This window comes from Streptomyces nigrescens, from assembly GCF_027626975.1.
Lineage (GTDB): Bacteria > Actinomycetota > Actinomycetes > Streptomycetales > Streptomycetaceae > Streptomyces > Streptomyces nigrescens.
This window is the reverse complement of sequence record NZ_CP114203.1, coordinates 3,671,931-3,689,936: the sequence shown is the minus strand read 5'-3', so window position 1 is coordinate 3,689,936 and position 18,006 is coordinate 3,671,931. Positions and strand designations below refer to the sequence as shown.

Annotated in this window: 13 protein-coding genes; 8 read left to right on the top strand and 5 right to left on the bottom strand. The window is 72.8% G+C overall.

Annotated features, from left to right (window positions below):
- The first annotated feature begins 171 nt into the window (after positions 1 to 171).
- Positions 172 to 795: a PH domain-containing protein gene (locus STRNI_RS16450; protein ID WP_109892251.1), complete on the top strand. Its 624-nt coding sequence runs from the start codon at positions 172 to 174 to the stop codon at positions 793 to 795.
- A gap of 206 nt (positions 796 to 1,001) precedes the next feature.
- Here STRNI_RS16450 and STRNI_RS16445 read toward each other — a convergent pair whose 3' ends face one another.
- The 3 genes from STRNI_RS16445 to STRNI_RS16435 form a co-directional block, all read right to left on the bottom strand.
- The gene (locus STRNI_RS16445; protein WP_277411486.1) at positions 1,002 to 2,684 is read right to left on the bottom strand and encodes a phospho-sugar mutase; all 1,683 of its coding nucleotides are present in this window, start codon (positions 2,682 to 2,684) and stop codon (positions 1,002 to 1,004) included.
- A gap of 296 nt (positions 2,685 to 2,980) precedes the next feature.
- Positions 2,981 to 3,802, bottom strand: coding sequence for a purine-nucleoside phosphorylase (locus tag STRNI_RS16440; RefSeq protein WP_018089217.1), 822 nt, complete (start codon positions 3,800 to 3,802; stop codon positions 2,981 to 2,983).
- Between the two features lie 155 nt (positions 3,803 to 3,957).
- Positions 3,958 to 4,395: a gamma-glutamylcyclotransferase family protein gene (locus STRNI_RS16435; protein ID WP_018089218.1), complete on the bottom strand. Its 438-nt coding sequence runs from the start codon at positions 4,393 to 4,395 to the stop codon at positions 3,958 to 3,960.
- Positions 4,396 to 4,534: 139 nt separating this feature from the next.
- On the opposite strand from STRNI_RS16435, the gene STRNI_RS16430 reads away from it, so the two are divergent.
- Both STRNI_RS16430 and STRNI_RS16425 read left to right on the top strand, forming a co-directional pair.
- Positions 4,535 to 5,980: an NAD(P)H-quinone dehydrogenase gene (locus STRNI_RS16430; RefSeq protein ID WP_018089219.1), complete on the top strand. Its 1,446-nt coding sequence runs from the start codon at positions 4,535 to 4,537 to the stop codon at positions 5,978 to 5,980.
- A 292-nt stretch (positions 5,981 to 6,272) separates the two neighbouring features.
- Complete coding sequence (locus STRNI_RS16425; protein WP_078518582.1) at positions 6,273 to 7,259, top strand: DeoR/GlpR family DNA-binding transcription regulator; 987 nt, start codon at positions 6,273 to 6,275, stop codon at positions 7,257 to 7,259.
- A gap of 90 nt (positions 7,260 to 7,349) precedes the next feature.
- Here the strand turns inward: STRNI_RS16425 and STRNI_RS16420 are convergent, their stop codons facing one another.
- On the bottom strand, positions 7,350 to 7,985 hold the full coding sequence (locus tag STRNI_RS16420) for a TetR/AcrR family transcriptional regulator (RefSeq protein ID WP_078518583.1): 636 nt from the start codon (positions 7,983 to 7,985) through the stop codon (positions 7,350 to 7,352).
- Positions 7,986 to 8,335: 350 nt separating this feature from the next.
- Here STRNI_RS16420 and STRNI_RS16415 point away from each other — a divergent pair, with 350 nt between their 5' ends.
- Complete coding sequence (locus tag STRNI_RS16415) at positions 8,336 to 9,520, top strand: alpha/beta hydrolase (protein WP_148591242.1); 1,185 nt, start codon at positions 8,336 to 8,338, stop codon at positions 9,518 to 9,520.
- Between the two features lie 76 nt (positions 9,521 to 9,596).
- On the opposite strand, the gene STRNI_RS16410 is transcribed toward STRNI_RS16415, so the two are convergent.
- Positions 9,597 to 11,366: an acetyl/propionyl/methylcrotonyl-CoA carboxylase subunit alpha gene (locus STRNI_RS16410; protein ID WP_159486479.1), complete on the bottom strand. Its 1,770-nt coding sequence runs from the start codon at positions 11,364 to 11,366 to the stop codon at positions 9,597 to 9,599.
- Positions 11,367 to 11,846: 480 nt separating this feature from the next.
- On the opposite strand from STRNI_RS16410, the gene STRNI_RS16405 reads away from it, so the two are divergent.
- The 4 genes from STRNI_RS16405 (at position 11,847) to STRNI_RS16390 (ending at position 17,976) form a co-directional block, all read left to right on the top strand.
- Positions 11,847 to 12,311 carry a hypothetical protein gene (locus STRNI_RS16405; RefSeq protein WP_229837997.1) on the top strand — a complete coding sequence of 155 codons (465 nt, stop codon included), beginning with the start codon at positions 11,847 to 11,849 and terminating at the stop codon, positions 12,309 to 12,311.
- A 150-nt stretch (positions 12,312 to 12,461) separates the two neighbouring features.
- On the top strand, positions 12,462 to 13,541 hold the full coding sequence (locus tag STRNI_RS16400; RefSeq protein ID WP_277411485.1) for a protein kinase family protein: 1,080 nt from the start codon (positions 12,462 to 12,464) through the stop codon (positions 13,539 to 13,541).
- 7 nt (positions 13,542 to 13,548) lie between these two features.
- Positions 13,549 to 15,795 carry a protein kinase domain-containing protein gene (locus STRNI_RS16395; RefSeq protein ID WP_277411484.1) on the top strand — a complete coding sequence of 749 codons (2,247 nt, stop codon included), beginning with the start codon at positions 13,549 to 13,551 and terminating at the stop codon, positions 15,793 to 15,795.
- A gap of 60 nt (positions 15,796 to 15,855) precedes the next feature.
- Positions 15,856 to 17,976, top strand: a complete 2,121-nt coding sequence (locus STRNI_RS16390) for a protein kinase domain-containing protein (protein WP_159486475.1) — start codon at positions 15,856 to 15,858, stop codon at positions 17,974 to 17,976.
- The last annotated feature ends 30 nt before the right edge of the window (positions 17,977 to 18,006 follow it).

The following is an 18,006-nucleotide window of genomic DNA, read 5'->3' as shown; positions in this document are numbered from 1 at the left end:
GGGCGGGCGGGCGGGGCATCCGGCCGGCCGGACACGGCCGATTTCGGCAACATGCCCGGTGGCGGGCGCCCATGAAGGGTGCGGCCGGCGTCCGGACGCGCCCACACCCCGCGCCCGAATGATGCCGTAACGCAATGTCCGGCATCCGGACGGTCAGGCAGAATCGGCCTCATGACGAGCCCGGACCGCACCACCCCGCCTCAGCAGCAGTACGCGGAGCGCAGCTACCGCTCGCCCGCGGCCCTCGTCGGCGGCGCACTGCTCCTTCTGCTCGGACTCTGGCTCGGCGGCGACGCACTGCTGCGGGGCGTCGTGCACACCAAGCTCACGGCGCTGTTCGCGCTGCTCCTCGGGGTGCCGCTGGTGATCGCCTTCACCCTGCGGCCGCAGGTCAGGGCGGGCGAGGACCGGCTGACGGTGCGTAATCCGTTCCGTACGATCACGCTGCCGTGGGGCGCGGTGGAGGATCTGCGGGCGGCGTTCTCCGCCGAGGTGTTCACCAGCGGCGGCAAGTACCAGCTCTGGGCCGTCCCGGTCTCGCTGCGGCAGCGCAAGAAGGTCAGCCGCCAGGCGGCGCGGGGCTCCGCGCCCCGGCCCCGTTTCGGGCTGAACGCCGACGCCGGCCCGGTGCCGCGCGCCATGGCCGACCAGACCCTCGACGAGCTGCGCGAGATCAAGGAACGCGCCGCCCACCGCGAGAGCGCCCAGGGCGAGCCGGTGGTGCGCTGGTCGTACGAGGTCCTCGCGCCGATGGTGGTGGGCGCGGTGGGGCTGGCCGTGATGGTGGCGCTGTAGCCGTCCGGGCCTGCGGCCCGTAGTGGGGGCCAGGGGAGTTGAGCGCACCCCCAGGGTTGTTTCCCCGCCGCCCACCCCGGTGTTGTTGTTTCCCCGCCGCCCACCCCCCTTTCGGGGGGTGGGCGGGTACGGGAGGGGAGGCGCGGGCAGGGAGGCGCGGGTAGGGAAGGCAGGACGGGGAAGGTAGGGCGGGTAGGGGCGTCGGCTCAGATCCCCGCTGCCTCCGACAGATCCGCCTTGATCGACGCCAGCGTCGCGTCGGCCTTCGTACGGGCCTCGGGCAGGGCCTCGGCCGAGGGCACCGGGACCACGACCTCCAGGTAGCACTTGAGCTTGGGCTCGGTGCCGCTGGGGCGGACGACCACGCGGGCGGCCTCGATGCCGGCCTCCGGCGAACCGGACAGGTAGTAGCGCAGCCCGTCGGTCGGCGGCAGCGTCTCCGTGCCCCGGTTCAGATCGTCGGCCCGGGTCACGCTCAGGCCCGCCAGCGCGGTCGGCGGCTGCGCGCGCAGCCGGTGCATGGCGTCGGCGATCAGCGACAGGTCCTCGACGCGGACCGAGAGCTGGTCGGTGGCGTGCAGCCCGAATTCCAGGGCGAGGTCGTCGAGCAGGTCGGTGAGGGTGCGCCCGGACTGCTTGAGGTCCGCGGCCAGCTCGGTGATCAGCAGGGCCGCGGTGATGCCGTCCTTGTCGCGGACGCCCTCCGGATCGACGCAGTAGCCGAGCGCCTCCTCGAAGGCGTACCGCAGACCGTCCACCCGGGCCAGCCACTTGAAGCCGGTCAGCGTCTCCTCGTACGGCAGCGAGGCGGCGGCCGCGATACGGGACATCAGCTGGGAGGAGACGATGGTCGTCGCGAAGGTGCCGGACGCCCGCTTGCTCACCAGGTGGGCGGCGAGCAGTGCGCCGACCTCGTCGCCGCGCAGCATCCGCCAGCCGTCAGGGGTGCCGGGGGCGGGGACGGCGACGGCGCAGCGGTCCGCGTCGGGGTCGTTGGCGATCACGATGTCGACGCCGGCGGCGCCCCGGTCACGGGCGGTGGCGAACGCGAGGTCCATCGCGCCCGGCTCCTCCGGGTTGGGGAAGGCGACCGTCGGGAAGTCCGGGTCCGGCTCGGCCTGTTCCGCGACGACCGTCGGCGCCGGGAACCCGGCCCGGGCGAAGGCGGCGACGAGAGTGTCCCGGCCGACGCCGTGCATCGGCGTGTAGACGACCTTGGTGTCCCGGGGCGAGCCGGGGGTCAGCACCGCGTCCGTACGCGCCAGATAGGCGTCCAGGACCGTCTCGTCGAGGGTTTCCCAGCCGGCCTCCGGGCGCGGGACGTCGGCCAGTGAGCGGACCGCGGCGATCTCGGCGGCGATCTCGCCGTCCGCGGGCGGCACGATCTGGGAGCCGTCGCCCAGGTAGACCTTGTAGCCGTTGTCGCGCGGCGGGTTGTGGCTGGCGGTGACCTCGACCCCGGCCACCGCGCCCAGGTGCCTTATCGCGAAGGCCAGGACCGGGGTGGGCAGCGGGCGCGGCAGCACCGCGGCGCGCAGGCCCGCGCCGACCATCACGGCCGCCGTGTCGCGGGCGAAGTCGGCACTCTTGTGGCGTGCGTCGTAGCCGATGACCACCAGGCCCGAGCCGTCACCCTGCGCCTTGAGGTACGCGGCGAGGCCGGCCGCGGCGCGGATGACCACGGAGCGGTTCATCCGCATCGGGCCCGCGCCCAGCTCACCGCGCAGCCCGGCGGTGCCGAACTGGAGGGTGCCGGCGAAACGGGCGGCCAGCTCGTCGGTGTCCTCGGCTTCGATGAGCTTGGACAGCTCGTCCCGGGTCTCCGGGTCGGGGTCCTCGGCCAGCCAGGCCTGGGCCCGGTGGATCAGCTCCGCGGGATCGGTAGCCACGTGATGCTCCTGACGGTGGATGCGGGTGGGGGCGCGCTGAGGACAGCTGGGGAGGGTCGGGCGCTCTCGGCTCGTCACGCATACCCCGTACGCGCGTACGGGGAGCCGCAGAACCGGCCAATGCCACTGGATGGCAGCGCGCGGGGGAGGGCCGCGCCGCGCGGCGGGTGGACCGGCGGGCGGACGGCGGGACCGGTGCGGCGGTGACGGCGGCGGGGCGGCCCGGCGGGTGTGGCGCACCCGCCGTGGCCGTCTGCCGTCGTCGTCCGGGCGCGGCGCGGTGGCGCCGCGGTGTCTCAGAGCTTGCCGAGCACCTGGGCGAGCAGGCTGCCCATCCGGGTCGCGGAGTCGCGGCCGGCCTGCAGCACCTCTTCGTGGTTGAGCGGCTCGCCCGTCATGCCGGCGGCGAGGTTCGTCACCAGCGACAGGCCGAGCACCTCGGCGCCGGCCTCGCGTGCCGCGATGGCCTCCAGGACCGTGGACATCCCGACCAGGTCGGCGCCCAGGGTCCGGATCATCTTGATCTCGGCCGGGGTCTCGTAGTGCGGGCCGGGGAACTGGGCGTAGACGCCCTCCTCCAGGCTCGGGTCGACCTCCTTGCACAGCGCGCGCAGCCGCGGCGAGTACAGATCCGTCAGGTCGACGAAGTTCGCGCCGACGATCGGGGAGGTGGCGGTCAGGTTGAGGTGGTCGCTGATGAGGACCGGCTGGCCGGGGCGCATGCCCTCGCGCAGACCACCGCACCCGTTGGTGAGCACGACGGTCTTGCAGCCGGCCGCGACGGCGGTGCGGACACCGTGCGCGACCGCGGCGACCCCGCGGCCTTCGTAGTAGTGGGTACGGCCCAGGAAGACCAGCGCCCGCTTCGCACCGACCTGGTACGAGCGGATCGTGCCGCCGTGTCCGGCGACGGCCGGCGCCGGGAAGCCGGGCAGCTCGGTGACGGGGAATTCGTGCTCGGGCGCGCCCAGGGCCTCGGCGGCCGGAGCCCAGCCGGAGCCCATCACCAGGGCGACGTCATGGGTCTCGGCGCCGGTCAGCTCACGCAGACGGGCGGCGGCGTCGGCGGCGGCACCCTGGGGGTCGCGCGCGATGTCCGGAGTAACAGATGCGTTCACGCGGACGAGGGTAGCCGGTATTCCCCTACGCGCGTAGATGTCGCTGCTCACGGTGCTGGGTTCGGACGGTTGTGGCATCTGCCAAAAGCAGGCCCCCGGGCGCGTCGCGGCATCCGTACGGCGGCGCGCCCGCCGCGGCCGGCCCGTGCCGCACGTCAGCAGGGCCGCTTGCGCAGCTCCATCACATAGTCGTGCGGCGCGCCCGCCGACTCCGCGGCATCGGCGATCTCGCCCAGATAGCGGGCCGACGGCAGACCGCCCTCGTAGCCGTTGAGGACATAGATCCACGCCGCCTCGTCGCCGTCGAGGGTGTGCACCCGCACCCGCATCCGGCGGTAGATGTCCATACCGACGCCCTCCCAGCGGTCCATGGACTCCTCGTCCATGGGCGCGATGTCGTAGAGCGCGACGAAGAGCTGGGAGGCGGGGGCTTCGACGACCGTCGCCAGTGCGCCTTCCCAGCCCATCTGCTCGCCGCCGAAGGTGAGCCGCCAGCCGTTGAGCCAGCCGGTGCCGCGCAGCGGCGAGTGCGGTGCGCGGCGGGACATCAGCCGCGCGTCGAGGTTGCCGGCGTACGCGGCGTAGAGCGACATGGTTCCGAGGGTACGGGAGGTTGCCCTTCGGGCTCGTGGTACCGGAGGTTCGGACGGTAGCCCAGGTGGAGCGCGCTCCGGTGCCCGTCAGGGACGGAGGATGCCCCCGGGCGAGAGCGACGTACGGGCGTGCGGGACAATGGAGTACGTGACTCGGATCGTGATCATCGGTGGCGGACCCGGCGGATACGAAGCTGCCCTGGTGGCGGCTTCTCTCGGCGCGGAGGTGACCGTCGTCGACTGCGACGGTCTGGGCGGGGCGTCGGTGCTGACCGACTGCGTGCCGTCGAAGACTCTTATCGCCACGGCCGAGGTGATGACGACCTTCGACTCCTCGTACGAAGAGCTCGGCATCATCGTCGAGGACGACACTCCGCACGTGGACCGGCCCGCCCGGGTCGTCGGCGTCGACCTCGGCAAGGTCAACCGACGGGTCAAGCGTCTCGCGCTCGCCCAGTCGCATGACATCACCGCGTCCGTGACCCGCGCCGGCGGCCGGGTCATGCGCGGTCGCGGGCGGCTGGAGCCCGGCCAGGCGCCGGACGGCTCCCGCAAGGTGACGGTCACCGCCGCCGACGGCACCTCCGAGGGGCTGATCGCGGACGCGGTGCTGATCGCCACCGGCGCGCACCCCCGCGAGATCCCGGACGCGCTCCCCGACGGTGAGCGGATCCTGAACTGGACGCAGGTCTACGACCTCGACGAGCTGCCCGAAGAGCTGATCGTGGTCGGTTCCGGTGTCACCGGTGCCGAGTTCGCCGGTGCCTACCAGGCGCTCGGCTCCCGCGTCACCCTCGTCTCCTCCCGCGACCGCGTGCTGCCGGGCGAGGACCCGGACGCCGCCGCCGTCCTGGAGGACGTCTTCCGCCGCCGCGGCATGAACGTCATGTCGCGCTCCCGGGCCCAGTCCGCCAAACGGGTCGGCGACCGCGTCGAGGTCACCCTGGCCGACGGCCGCACGATCTCCGGTACGCACTGCCTGATGGCGGTCGGCTCCATCCCCAACACCGAGGGCATCGGCCTGGAAGCGGCCGGCGTCAAGCTCAAGGACTCCGGCCACATCTGGACCGACAAGGTCTCCCGCACCTCCGCCCAGGGCGTGTACGCGGCCGGCGACTGCACCGGCATCTTCGCGCTGGCGTCCGTCGCCGCCATGCAGGGCCGGATCGCGATGTACCACTTCCTCGGTGACGCGGTCACCCCGCTGAACCTCAAGACGGTCTCCGCGAACGTCTTCACCGACCCGGAGATCGCCACCGTCGGCTACTCCCAGGCCGACGTCGACAGTGGCAAGATCGACGCCCGGGTCGTCAAGCTCCCGCTGCTGCGCAACCCGCGGGCCAAGATGCAGGGCATCCGCGACGGCTTCGTGAAGCTGTTCTGCCGCCCCGGCACCGGCATCGTCGTCGGCGGTGTGGTCGTCTCGCCGCGCGCCAGCGAGCTGATCCATCCCATCTCGATCGCGGTCGACAACAATCTGACCGTCGAGCAGATCGCCAATGCCTTCACGGTCTACCCGTCGCTGTCCGGCTCGATCGCCGAGGTCGCCCGCCAGCTGCACACGCGCAAGGCCGCCAGCGAGTAACCGGTGTGCGGCAACCGGCGGACGGCCGCGGTCGATTGTTTGTGCCACCGGTGAGCACTTGGGATGAAACGTGCCTGCAGCGGGCAGGTGCCGACCCACTGCCGCGGGGTGGCCGTCGTCCGGGCCGTCGGGGCGCCTGACCAGGCGCCAAGCCGGTCGCCCCGCCCGGGAGTTCGACATCCGCACGACATATGCATACCGCATACCACGTCACGCTCCGCAGTGTGAGCAACTTCCGTTAATTGGTGCAACCTGCTGAAAACAGACGGTCGTTGGCGTTACTGTCAGTTTCGTGTTCGCTGCAGAACGTCGCCAATTGATCCTTGAAATGGTGCGCGCCAATGGAGCCGTATCGCTCCGGGAGCTCGCCCGCGTCGTCCAGACCTCCGAAGTAACCGTACGGCGGGACGTGCGGGCGCTGGAGGCAGAGGGACTGCTCGACCGCCGGCACGGCGGTGCGGTCCTGCCGGGAGGCTTTACCCGCGAATCAGGATTCCCACAGAAATCCCATCTAGCGACCGCGGAGAAGACGGCCATCGCCGATCTCGCGGCCGGCTTCGTCGAAGAGGGCGAGGCTATCGTCGTCGGCGCGGGAACGACCACGCAGGAGCTGGCCCGCCGGCTCGCCCGCGTCCCCGGTCTGACCGTCGTCACCAACTCCCTTCTGGTCGCCCAGGCGTTGGCCCATGCCAACCGCGTCGAGGTCGTGATGACCGGCGGCACCCTGCGCGGCTCCAACTATGCGCTGGTCGGCAGCGGTGCCGAACAGTCCCTCCAGGGCCTGCGGGTGTCCCGCGCCTTCCTGTCGGGCAGCGGCCTGACCGCAGAGCGCGGTCTGTCCACCTCCAACATGCTCTCCGCCAGCGTCGACCGGGCGCTGGTGCAGGCGGCGGGGGAGGTGGTGGTGCTCGCCGACCACACCAAGCTCGGCTCCGACACGATGTTCCAGACCGTGCCGACGGATGTGATCACACGGCTGGTCACGGACGAGCCGCCGGGTCATGACGACCGCGCCGCCACGGAGCTGCAGGCGCTGGCCGACCAGGGCGTGCAGATCGCCGTCGCCAACGGCTCGGGCGTGGGCCACGGGCCGGGGCAGCCGGGGATGGACGGTGGCCCGGGGGACCGCAGAGGGCCCCGGCGGGACGTCCCGCTCCCGGGCCAGCGGCGCAGCCATCCGCAGGGTGGCGGGGCCGGTGGTCCACAGCTCCGCTCGGCCCCGTCCCTTAGTGAGGCCTCCGGCGGCCGGGTCGCCGATCTGGCCCCACGGCGGCGCTGAGGCAGAAGCCGGGGGCGCGCCACCGGGGCGCGCCGCCCCGGCGCCGGGGTGCCCGTCGGGCCTCTCCTGCCCTGATCCGCCGGACGCCCCCTAGTGGTTCTCCCCCTTCAGCCCGCGCAGGGTGAGTGTCAGCAGCCGGTCGGCGAGCTTGGGGTCGTCCGGGGATTCCTCGACGGCCAGCGCGATGCCGTTGGTCAGCTGCATCAGATCGCTGATGCTCACATCCGGGCGTACGGCCCCGGCCTGCTGGGCGCGGGTCAGCAGCGCATCGCCGGCCTCCCGCATCGGCACGCTGCACCGCCGCATCCCCGAGCTGTCGTCCGCCGATGCCGTCATCAGTGCCCGCGACAGCCCGCGGTAGGTGGTGGCGTGGGTGATGATCGCGCGCAGCCATTCGACCAGCGCGGCGCACGGCTGCGGCGCGTCGGCCAGCTCCCTGGCGTGGGTCAGCAGAGCGTCGACCTCCCCCTGGAAGACCGCGCCCATCAGGGCGGTCCGGTTGGGGAAGTGCCGGTAGAGGGTGCCGATGCCGACGCCGGCGCGGCGCGCGATGTCCTCCAGCGAGGTGTCCGTGCCGTGTTCGGTGAAGGCCGTACGGGCCTCGGTCAGCAGCCGGTCGTAGTTGCGGCGGGCATCGGCCCGCATGGGGCGCACGTCAGGCGTCCGCGCAGGTGCGGTCGCCGCCGGGCCCGTCGTCTGCGGCTGCCCTGCCGTCTCGGTCGCCATCGCCGTCCTCCCTCGACCCGGCCGGTTGCGGCCCGGTGGCTCCAGGATGCCATTGCGTGCACGGGCGGCTGCCCCGGTCCCTGGGCCGGGCCTGGCGGAGGGGGCCTCCGAAGCAAGGGGAACGGTTCCGCCGCGCCCGCCCGGTGGCCGTCCGGCAGAGCTGGGATGAAGTCCCGGCATCCCCCGGTGGTCGTGCGGCCGAACACCTCGCCGTCCCCGCAACGCCGCGCCTCCAAGGGCCATCAAACCAGGCGCAATGAGGTCTTCCGGGGGTCTTCCGGAGGCCCGGGAAGACGCCGTGACCGGCCGCCGGGGAAGCGGGCGCGGCGCGGGACATCTGGGGAAACGCCATGGGACTGACCAGTCGATCGCTGTTGTACGCCGTGGCCGCGGTCGCCGTGGTCTGTGTGGGCCTCACGCTCTGGCTGTGGCCGCGGTTCGCCGGGCGCGGGCCGCGGGCGCTGCTGGGGCGGCTCGGCTCGATCTTCGTGACCCAGCTGACCATCGTGGCGGCGCTCGGCCTCGTGGTGAACACCAACTTCCAGTTCTACGCCTCGTGGCACGAGCTGCTCGGGCTGTACGACGACGCACCGGCCGCCGTCGGCAAATGGGGCGACCAGGGAACGGCCGGCCCCGTCGGTGACCCGTCGAAGGGCCTGGTGCAGACCTCGGGGCCGGAGGGCCTGGACAAGGTGCACGGGCTGCCGAAGGGGGCGCCGGAGCAGGCGGGCAAGGTCGAGACCGTACGGATAGTCGGGAAGCGGACCCGGGCCGTGAACCCGGCGTACGTCTATCTGCCGCCGCAGTACTTCCAGCCCCAGTACGCCCGCCAGCGGTTCCCCGTCATCGTCGCGCTCAGCGGCTACCCCGGTGGCACCTTCCTGCTCGGCCAGCATCTGCGGCTGCCGCAGACCGCCGGCCGGCTGATCCGGGCCGGCAGGATGCAGCCGACCGTCATCGTGATGCTGCGGCCCACCATCGCCCCGCCCCGCGACACCCAGTGCGTCGATGTGCCGGGCGGCCCGCAGGCCGAGACGTTCTTCGCGCGCGATGTGCCGGACGCGCTCAAGTCGCACTACCGCGTCGGTCACGACCCCGGAGGGTGGGGCCTTCTGGGCTACTCCTCGGGCGGCAGCTGCGCCCTCCAGCTCACCATGCGGCACGACCGTACGTACACCGCGGCGGCCGCCCTGTCGCCCGACTACAAGGTCAGCAACGACGCCACGAGCGGCAACCTCTTCGGTGAGGGCCGCGACCGGGTGCGCCGCCGCCAGGAACACGACCTGATGTGGCGTCTGGAGCATCTGCCCGCGCCCCGGGTGAACGTCCTGGTGGGCACCAGCCGTACCGGCGAGAAGAACTATCCGGCGGCCAGGGCCTTCCTCGCCGCCGTCAAACCGCCGATGAAGGCGGACTCCGTCATCCTCGACCACGGCAGCCACAACTTCGCCACCTGGCGCCGTGAACTGCCCGCCGCGCTCCAGTGGATGGGCAGGTCACTGAGCTTCCCGGAGGACGTGGTGGGGAACTCGTAGGGGCCGCGGAACGGCGCGAGGGGCCCCCGGCGGTGATGCCGGGAGCCCCTCGTCCGTCGGGCGGGATGCCGTCGGGTCAGTCCTTGATCTCGCAGATCACCGCGCCGGACGTGAGGGCGGCGCCGACCTCGGCGGTCAGGCCCTTGATGGTGCCGGTGCGGTGGGCGTTGAGCGGCTGCTCCATCTTCATGGCCTCCAGGACGACGACCAGCTCGCCCTCGGTGACCTGCTGGCCCTCCTCGACGGCGACCTTGACGATGGTGCCCTGCATCGGGGAGGCCAGTGCGTCGCCGGAGGCGGCGCCGCCGGACTTCTTGGCGGCCTTGCGCTTCGGCTTGGCACCGCCGGCGACCGCGGCCCGGGCCAGCGGCATGCCCAGCGAGGACGGCAGCGAGACCTCCAGGCGCTTGCCGCCGACCTCGACGACGACCGTCTCGCGGCTGTCGGCCTCGGCCTCGTCCGCGCCGGGGGCGGCGAACGGGGCGATCTCGTTGACGAACTCGGTCTCGATCCAGCGGGTGTGGACCGTGAACGGGTCGGCGGAGCCGGTGAGTTCGGGGGCGAACGCCGGGTCCTGGACGACCGTGCGGTGGAAGGGGATGGCGGTGGCCATGCCCTCGACGGTGAACTCGGCCAGCGCACGGGCGGCGCGCTGCAGCGCCTGCTGGCGGGTGGCGCCGGTGACGATCAGCTTGGCGAGGAGGGAGTCCCAGGCGGGGCCGATGACCGAGCCGGACTCGACGCCCGCGTCCAGGCGGACGCCCGGACCGGCCGGCGCGTCGAACGTGGTGACCGTGCCGGGGGCCGGGAGGAAGTTGCGGCCCGGGTCCTCACCGTTGATCCGGAACTCGAAGGAGTGGCCGCGGACCTCCGGGTCGTCGTAGCCGAGCTTCTCGCCGTCCGCGATCCGGAACATCTCACGGACCAGGTCGAGGCCGGTGACCTCCTCGGTGACCGGGTGCTCGACCTGCAGCCGGGTGTTGACCTCCAGGAAGGAGATCGTGCCGTCCTGCCCGACGAGGAATTCGCAGGTGCCGGCGCCCTCGTAGCCGGCCTCCTTGAGGATGGCCTTGGAGGCGCGGTACAGCTCGGCGTTCTGCTCCTGCGTCAGGAACGGGGCCGGGGCCTCCTCCACCAGCTTCTGGTGGCGGCGCTGCAGTGAGCAGTCACGGGTCGAGACCACGACGACGTTGCCGTGCTTGTCGGCCAGGCACTGGGTCTCGACGTGCCGCGGGCGGTCCAGGTAGCGCTCCACGAAGCACTCGCCGCGGCCGAACGCGGCGACCGCCTCGCGCACCGCGGAGTCATACAGCTCCGGAACCTCTTCGAGCGTACGGGCCACCTTCAGACCGCGGCCGCCGCCACCGAAGGCGGCCTTGATCGCGATGGGCAGGCCGTGCTCCTTGGCGAAGGCCACGACCTCCTCCGAGCCGGAGACCGGGTCGGGCGTGCCGGCGACCAGCGGCGCACCGGCACGCTGGGCGATGTGCCGCGCGGCGACCTTGTCGCCGAGGTCACGGATGGCCTGCGGGGGCGGGCCGATCCACGTCAGCCCGGCGTCCAGGACGGCCTGCGCGAACTCCGCGTTCTCCGACAGGAAGCCGTACCCGGGGTGGATGGCGTCCGCGCCCGAATCGGCGGCGGCAGCCAGGACCTTGGCGATGTCCAGGTAACTGGTGGCAGGAGTGTCACCGCCCAAGGCGTACGCCTCGTCTGCCGCGCGTACGTGCAGTGCGTCCCGGTCGGGGTCGGCGTAGACGGCTACGCTGCCGATCCCCGCGTCCCGGCATGCACGGGCAACGCGAACAGCGATTTCGCCACGGTTGGCGATGAGCACCTTGCGCACGATGGGTCCTTCCTTGGCGCTTCGCCGCATCTATTGGATGCCGCGATTTTAGGGACTGGCGACACCGCGTGCCGACCCGTTCCCTGGGGTGAGCTTGCCCACACGGAGTGTGCTCGGGGCGCCAGTGAGGAACCTAAGTCCCCTGGTATCCCAGGGTAGGCCCGGATTCCTGGGCTCCGGCTCGCGACCTGGTGTGGCCTAGGTCTCGAACTTTGGACGTCCAGCGGATCGTCAATTCTTTGTGGAGTCCCTACGAATGGGCGAAGGAAACTTTGCGGTCCGCTCCGTCCGTCGGCGCGCCGACGGCCTCGTGTCCACAGTCGTCCCTGCCCACCCGTGCACAACCCTTGCCCCAGCTATTACCCATTAGTAGCGTGCCCGATGTCTTCTGTACTCGCGGTAACCGGGGTAACGGCGGCAACAGGCGCCCACATGGCGCATCGGGCTGGACAACGGCGGAAGTGGGTGGACGGGGTGAGGGTGGCACGACGACCGGTGGCCTTGGCCGCGGCGGTGGTACTGATCCTGGAGGCGTTCGGGATCGTGCTGCTCAACTGGATTCTGAGCATCGTCGTGGACCGGCAGCAGATGTCCCTGGCCGGTCTGCAGCCCCGCGCGATGTCCACCGGCTCCTGGGTGGCCGGCATTCTCTTCGGCCTCTTCCTGCTGTTCTGCGCCGCCGTGCTGCTCCGCAGCGCCCTGCGCGACCGCGCCCCCGGAGGCTTCACCCGTATCGCCCTCATCGGCTGCGCGGTGGTGCACGGCATCCTGGGCGCCTTCTCCGTCGGCCTGGTCGGCTGGGTCGCCTTCCTCGCGATGATGGTCGTGCTGGGGCTGCTGGTGCTGACACTGATGGCCTACAACGAGGGCCTTACGGGGGATGCGCGGGGAAACGCGGAAAACACCCCGAACGGCGCACCGCCGGTGGCCCCCACCTCCGCCTGACCCCCCTCGCTTCCCGCCCGGCGGCCGGATCCGCCGCTCCCCGGCCGGGCCCGAACTCCCCGTCCCCCGGGGCCGATCGACTCCCCCGGGGCCGTACGACACGCCCGGGTAGGCTCTTCGCGCGATGTCGTAGGACGGGGGACGGTGGGCATGCCTGCATCGGCTGCGGGTGCGGAGGGCCGGGGGCGCGGGAGCGCGATAGGTCCCTACACGGTGTTGCGGGGGCTGGATGACGAAGCGTCCGGCATACCCGTACCGGAGCGGCGGTTCATCGGGCGGGCCGCGGACGGCGACCGTACGGTCCTGATCAGTGCGCCGTTGCCGGGCGCCGACCCCGGCCGGTTCCTGGCCGAGGCGGAGACCTCGCGCTATCTGCTCGGACCCTGGTCCTCACCGGCCACCGAGGTCGCCGCACCCGGCGACGCGCCCTGGCACGCCCGCCCGTACGTGCCCGCGCTCCCGCTGCCCGCCGCGCTCACCGTGCACGGCGGCCCGCTGCCCGAACGCACCGTACGGGCGCTCGGCGCGGCCCTTGCCGAGACCCTGGCCATCGGGCACGGGCAGGACCTGGCCCATGCCGGTGTGTCGCCCGCGGCCGTGCTGCTGGCGGCCGACGGGCCCCGGCTGACGTGCTTCGGGGCGGTACGGGCCGCCGCCGGGGACGGCGCCCCGCGCTCCGGGCTGCCGGGCCTGGAATCGGGCAGCCTGCCGCCGGAAGAGGCGGCGGGCGGGCGGCCGCATCCGGCGGGCGATGTCTACGCACTCGGCGCGACGCTCGCGTATGCCGCGACCGGGTACACCGTGCCGGAGCGGGAAGAGCTCCCGGCCGCACTGCGGTCCGTCGTCACGGCCTGTCTGTCCCGGGACCCGGCGGCCCGCCCGCGCCCCGCCGAACTGCTCGATGCGCTCGGCCCGGCGCCCGGACCGCCCGCGCCGGGGGGCGGCGCCACCGGGCCGCCTACCCCCGCCGCGGGGCTCGGCCCCGCCGGACCGCCGACCCCCGCGGCGGGGCTCGACCGCGCCGGGCCGCTGTCCTCCGCCGCGGGGCTCGACCCCACCGGGCCGCTGTCCTCCGCCTCGGAGCTCGGCCCCGCCGGAAACCCGGCCGGTCGCGCCGCCGCCCTGCTCGGCCCCGGCTGGCTGCCCGGCCGGATCATCGCGGCCCTCGCCCGCCAGTCGGCCGAGCTGCTCGCCGCCACCCTCCCGGTTCCGCCCGCCCCACAGGACTGACACCCCCATGCCGTTCCCTCTCGCCCATGACGACCCGCCCGGCCTGGGCCCGTACCGCCTCCTCGCCCGGCTGGGCAGCGGCGGTATGGGCACCGTCTATCTGGCCCGTTCCCCGGGCGGCCGGACCCTGGCGCTCAAGACGATGCACGCCCGGATCGCCGCCACCACGGAATTCCGCACCCGGTTCCGGCTGGAGGCGGATGCCGCCCGGGTCATCGGCGGCCGCTACGGCGCACAGGTCGTCGAGGCCGATCCGCTCGCCGCGACCCCCTGGATGGCCACCGAGTACGTGCTCGGCCCGCCCCTCGACGACGCGGTGGAGCTCGCCGGCCCGCTGCCCGAGGCGTCGGTCCGCGCCCTGGGGGCGGCGCTCTGCGGGGCGCTCGGCCAGCTCCATCACTCGGACGTCGTGCACCGTGACCTCAAGCCGTCGAACATCATGGTCACCGCGCACGGCCCGAAGGTCATCGACTTCGGGATCGCCCGCGCCCTCGGCGACGACCGGCTGACCCATACGGGCGCCGCGGTCGGCACCCCGGCGTTCATGTCGCCGGAGCAGGCCACCGGGCAGGAGCACACCCCGGCCGGAGATGTCTTCGCGCTCGCCGGGGTCCTGGTCTTCGCCGCCACCGGCCGCGGCCCGTTCGGCGACGGACAGCCCGCCGACCTCCTCTACCGCGTCCGCTACAGCGAGCCCGACCTCACCGGCACCCCCGCCGCCCTCGTCCCCGTCCTGTCCCGCGCCTTGGCCAAGGACCCCGCCGAGCGCCCGTCGACCGCCGAGCTGGCCGCCCAACTCCACGACGGAGGAGGGGAGTTCGCCGATCATCTGCCGGATGCGGTGCTGGCGGAGATCGGCCGGCGGGCGAGCGAGGTCTGGCAGCTCGTGCCGCAGCGGCTGCCCGCGCCGCCCGACCAGCCGGCGACCGTGCCGTCCGCCGACGTCCCCGCCGCCGGTGGGCTGTCCCGCCGGGGCCTGCTGATGGCGGGCGCGGGCTCGGTGCTCGGCGTCGCGGGGGCCGGGGCGGGGGTATGGGCCTGGCTGGGACGGGACCAGCCGACGCCGGGTCCCGCCACCGGGCCCGGATACACCAAGCCGAAGCCGGGGCCGAGCGTCAGCGCGCTGAAGAAGAAAAAGCTGGACTCGGTGTGGCAGAAGCAGATCAGCGGTCCCGACGAGGACCAGAACCCCGAAGTGCCCCTGGTGGCAGGCGACCAGATCGTCATGGTGTCCGACGCCGAGGCGCGCGGGGTGGACGCGAAGTCCGGTGAGTCCCGGTGGACGTTCTCGCTGTCCTTCGACGAGCGCTGGCAGGTCGCCTCGGACGGTGCCCGCGTCTACCGGATCACGCGGGAGGAGGAACGGGAGAAGGGCGGCATGTTCCCGAAGTCCGTTTCGTGGTTCCTCGCCCGTGTGGACCTCGCCACGGGCAAGGCCGGCAAGAACCTCGCCCCGGTGTCGGACGACCAGCACAACGGCCTCGACAGCCGGTTGTTGGCGGTCGTCGACGACACCGCCTATCTGGCGATCTCCCACGGCAAGGCCAAGAAGTACGAACGCCAGCTCCCCTGGTCCGTGGTGGCGCTCGACCTCACCAACGGGAGCCGGAAATGGACGGACCCCTTGCCGTTCCAGGCCGCCGAGAGCGACGAGAACCACTTCCTGTCCGCCAGGGTCGTCGGAAACCGTCTGGTGCTCCTGCAGCAGATGAACGACGGCACGGTCCGGATCGTCGCCCGCGACCTCCGCACCGGGAAGGTGGCCTGGGACAAGCCGTGGAAGGGCGCCGACCGGCGGTACGTACGGGACCCGCTCACGGCCGATGACCAGCATCTCTACCTGGGCCACGGCCCGTTGCGGGCACTGCGGCTGAGCGACGGCGGCCAGGCGTGGGACACCTCCGGCACCCGCCCCGGGAAGACGTACGGACCGCCGGTCCTCAAAGACGGTGTGCTGTACGCGGTGGAGGAGGACCTCGGCCTGGTCGCGTTCGGCACCGGCGGCGGGAAGCCGCGCTGGACGGAGAAGAGCTGGGAGGGCAAATCGGCGGACCACCTCGTCCGCCCCGTGATCGGCTCCGAGTACGCCTACTCGTACAGCATCACCGGCACGTTCCTCCGGGCCGTCGGCCTCACCTCGCACACCACCGAACAGCTGTACAAGACCAGCGGGAAGAAGTTCACCGCCCATGAGAAGAGCCGGACGGTCATCGCCTCCGGGCCCGACTTCCTCGCCGGCTTCCCCCTCCGCTGACCCGCCGCGCCCCGCCCCGACGCCCCCACCGGCCGCGAACTCGCCAGAAGGACACCGTCCATGAAACCGCTCGGCACCGGCGACCCGCTCCGCCTCGGTCCGTACCGCCTGCTCGGCGTGCTCGGCGAGGGCGGTATGGGCAAGGTCTACGTCGGCCAGGACACCGAAGGCACCGTCGCCGCGGTCAAGGTCCTCCGGCCCGAGCTCACCGGCGAGGAGAACCTCGCCCGCCGCTTCGTCCGGGAGGCGCAGGCGGCGACGGCCGTGACCGGCAAGGGCGTGGCCCGGGTGCTGGGCACGGACACCGAGGGCGGACGCCCGTGGATCGCCACCGAGTTCCTGGCCGGTCCGACCCTCGACGAGGCCGTCGAGGCATACGGCCCGTTCGACGAGCCCGCCGTACGCGCCCTCGCCGCGTCGCTCGCGCACACCCTCGCGGACATCCATGCCACCGGCCTGATCCACCGCGACCTCAAACCGCCGAACATCGTCCTGACCTCGGACGGTCCGCGCGTCATCGACTTCGGCATCGCCCGCCCCGAACACGGCCTGACCCTGACCACCACCGGACAGGTCCCGGTCACCCCCGGCTACGGCGCCCCCGAACAGGTCCTGGGCCGCCGGGTCGCGGCCCCCGCCGACGTCTTCTCGCTCGGCGCCGTCCTCGTGCACGCGGCCAGTGGACGGCGGGCCTTCGACGGCGGTCATATCGCCGCCCTCCAGTACAAGGTGGTGCACGACGAGCCCGATCTGACCGGTGTCCCGGAGGCGCTGCGCCCGCTCATCCTCCCCCTGCTGGCCAAGGACCCGGCCGTCCGCCCCACGCCCGACCGGATCGCCGCCGCCTTCGCACCACCGCGCGGCGCCGAACGGGCCTGGCGGCGCGGCCCGGTGAGCCAGGCGATCAAGGAGCGGGAGAGCGGCATCCACGAGCTGACCACCGCGGTCAACGGAGCGACGGCCCCCGGGCAGGTCTCCCGCCGCCGGCTGCTCACCGGTCTGGCGGCGGGCGGGGTGGTGCTCGCCGCGGGCGGCGGGGCGGCCGCCGCCTGGTGGCCGCGGCCGCCGAAGCCGACCGAGAAAAAGGTCGACCTCTTCGCCTACCCGCCCGCCGTCAAGACGCCCACGGCGCACCTGCTGAACATGGACAACGGCGACCTCGTCGTCGGCGGGTCGCTGAACGTGCTGTGGGCCGTGCACCACCTCGCCCACAACACCCCGGCCCCCCTGCCCGTCCGGGACGTCGTCGTCTTCGGCGTCCGCGGTGGCGGGATCGCCGCCCACAACGTCGTGGACGGCAAACGGCGTTGGGCCGCCCCCGGCATCAAGGCCGGCGGCCGCTATGTGTCCCTCTCGGACCGGCTGCTCGTGGCCGTCGACGCCAAGGGGACGCTGCGCACCTTCGTCCCCTCCACGGGGGAGCCTCGGTGGACCGCCGCGGTCGGCGCCGAGGCCGTGCTGGCCGCCGACGACACGGCCGTCTACGTGCTGACGAAGGACGACCGGCTGCGCGCCGTCGGCCGTTCCGACGCCAAGGTCCGCTGGACCGTGCCCCTCGACAAGCCCTTCCGCAAGGCGAACCTGCCGGGTGTCATCGCCCATGGCCGGCTCGTTCTGGGCACCTACGACGGCAATGTCCTCGCCGTGCGCACCGCGGACGGCCGCCGGGCCTGGGACCTGCGCGGCCAGTCCGACACCATCATCCGCCCGGCCTGTCACGGCAGCACCGTCTACCTCCACGGCAAGTCGATGACGGCCCGGAGGATCACCGATGGCAAGGAGCTGTGGACGGTCCGCAGGCGCACCCTGCCGATCCACTTGAAGGGCAAGCCGCCCTACGCCGAGTGGGGCCCGGTGACCGCCACGGCGGACGCCCTCTACGCCACGCACGAGGGCTACCCCGGCGAACCCGCATACTCCGCCAAGTGGCATCCCAGCGACGGCCATTACGTGTCCGGGCTCCGCGGCAGGTCCAATGTCTACACCCCGGTGATCCGCCAGGGGAACGGCCTGTGGATGATCGCGGATGACGAAGCGGGCGACGTCACCGCGGTGAACCAGGAGGACGGCCGGCAGGTCGCGACGCACACGGTGGGGGGCGACCGCCAGACCCTGGCGGCCGACGGCAACCGCGTCTTCGTCCTGAGTGACGCATCGCTCTACGTCCTGCCGGTGTTCTGACGCCCCGTCCGGCGCCGCCGCCCGCCCCCG

Excerpts from the sequence above, each read along its gene's own strand:
- STRNI_RS16450 (WP_109892251.1), top strand. The coding sequence starts at position 172 with ATGACGAGCCCGGACCGCACCACCCCGCCTCAGCAGCAGTACGCGGAG.
- STRNI_RS16435 (WP_018089218.1), bottom strand. The coding sequence starts at position 4,395 with ATGTCGCTCTACGCCGCGTACGCCGGCAACCTCGACGCGCGGCTGATG.
- STRNI_RS16430 (WP_018089219.1), top strand. The coding sequence starts at position 4,535 with ATGGAGTACGTGACTCGGATCGTGATCATCGGTGGCGGACCCGGCGGA.
- STRNI_RS16420 (WP_078518583.1), bottom strand. The coding sequence starts at position 7,985 with ATGGCGACCGAGACGGCAGGGCAGCCGCAGACGACGGGCCCGGCGGCG.
- STRNI_RS16415 (WP_148591242.1), top strand. The coding sequence starts at position 8,336 with ATGGGACTGACCAGTCGATCGCTGTTGTACGCCGTGGCCGCGGTCGCC.
- STRNI_RS16400 (WP_277411485.1), top strand. The coding sequence starts at position 12,462 with ATGCCTGCATCGGCTGCGGGTGCGGAGGGCCGGGGGCGCGGGAGCGCG.
- STRNI_RS16395 (WP_277411484.1), top strand. The coding sequence starts at position 13,549 with ATGCCGTTCCCTCTCGCCCATGACGACCCGCCCGGCCTGGGCCCGTAC.
- STRNI_RS16390 (WP_159486475.1), top strand. The coding sequence starts at position 15,856 with ATGAAACCGCTCGGCACCGGCGACCCGCTCCGCCTCGGTCCGTACCGC.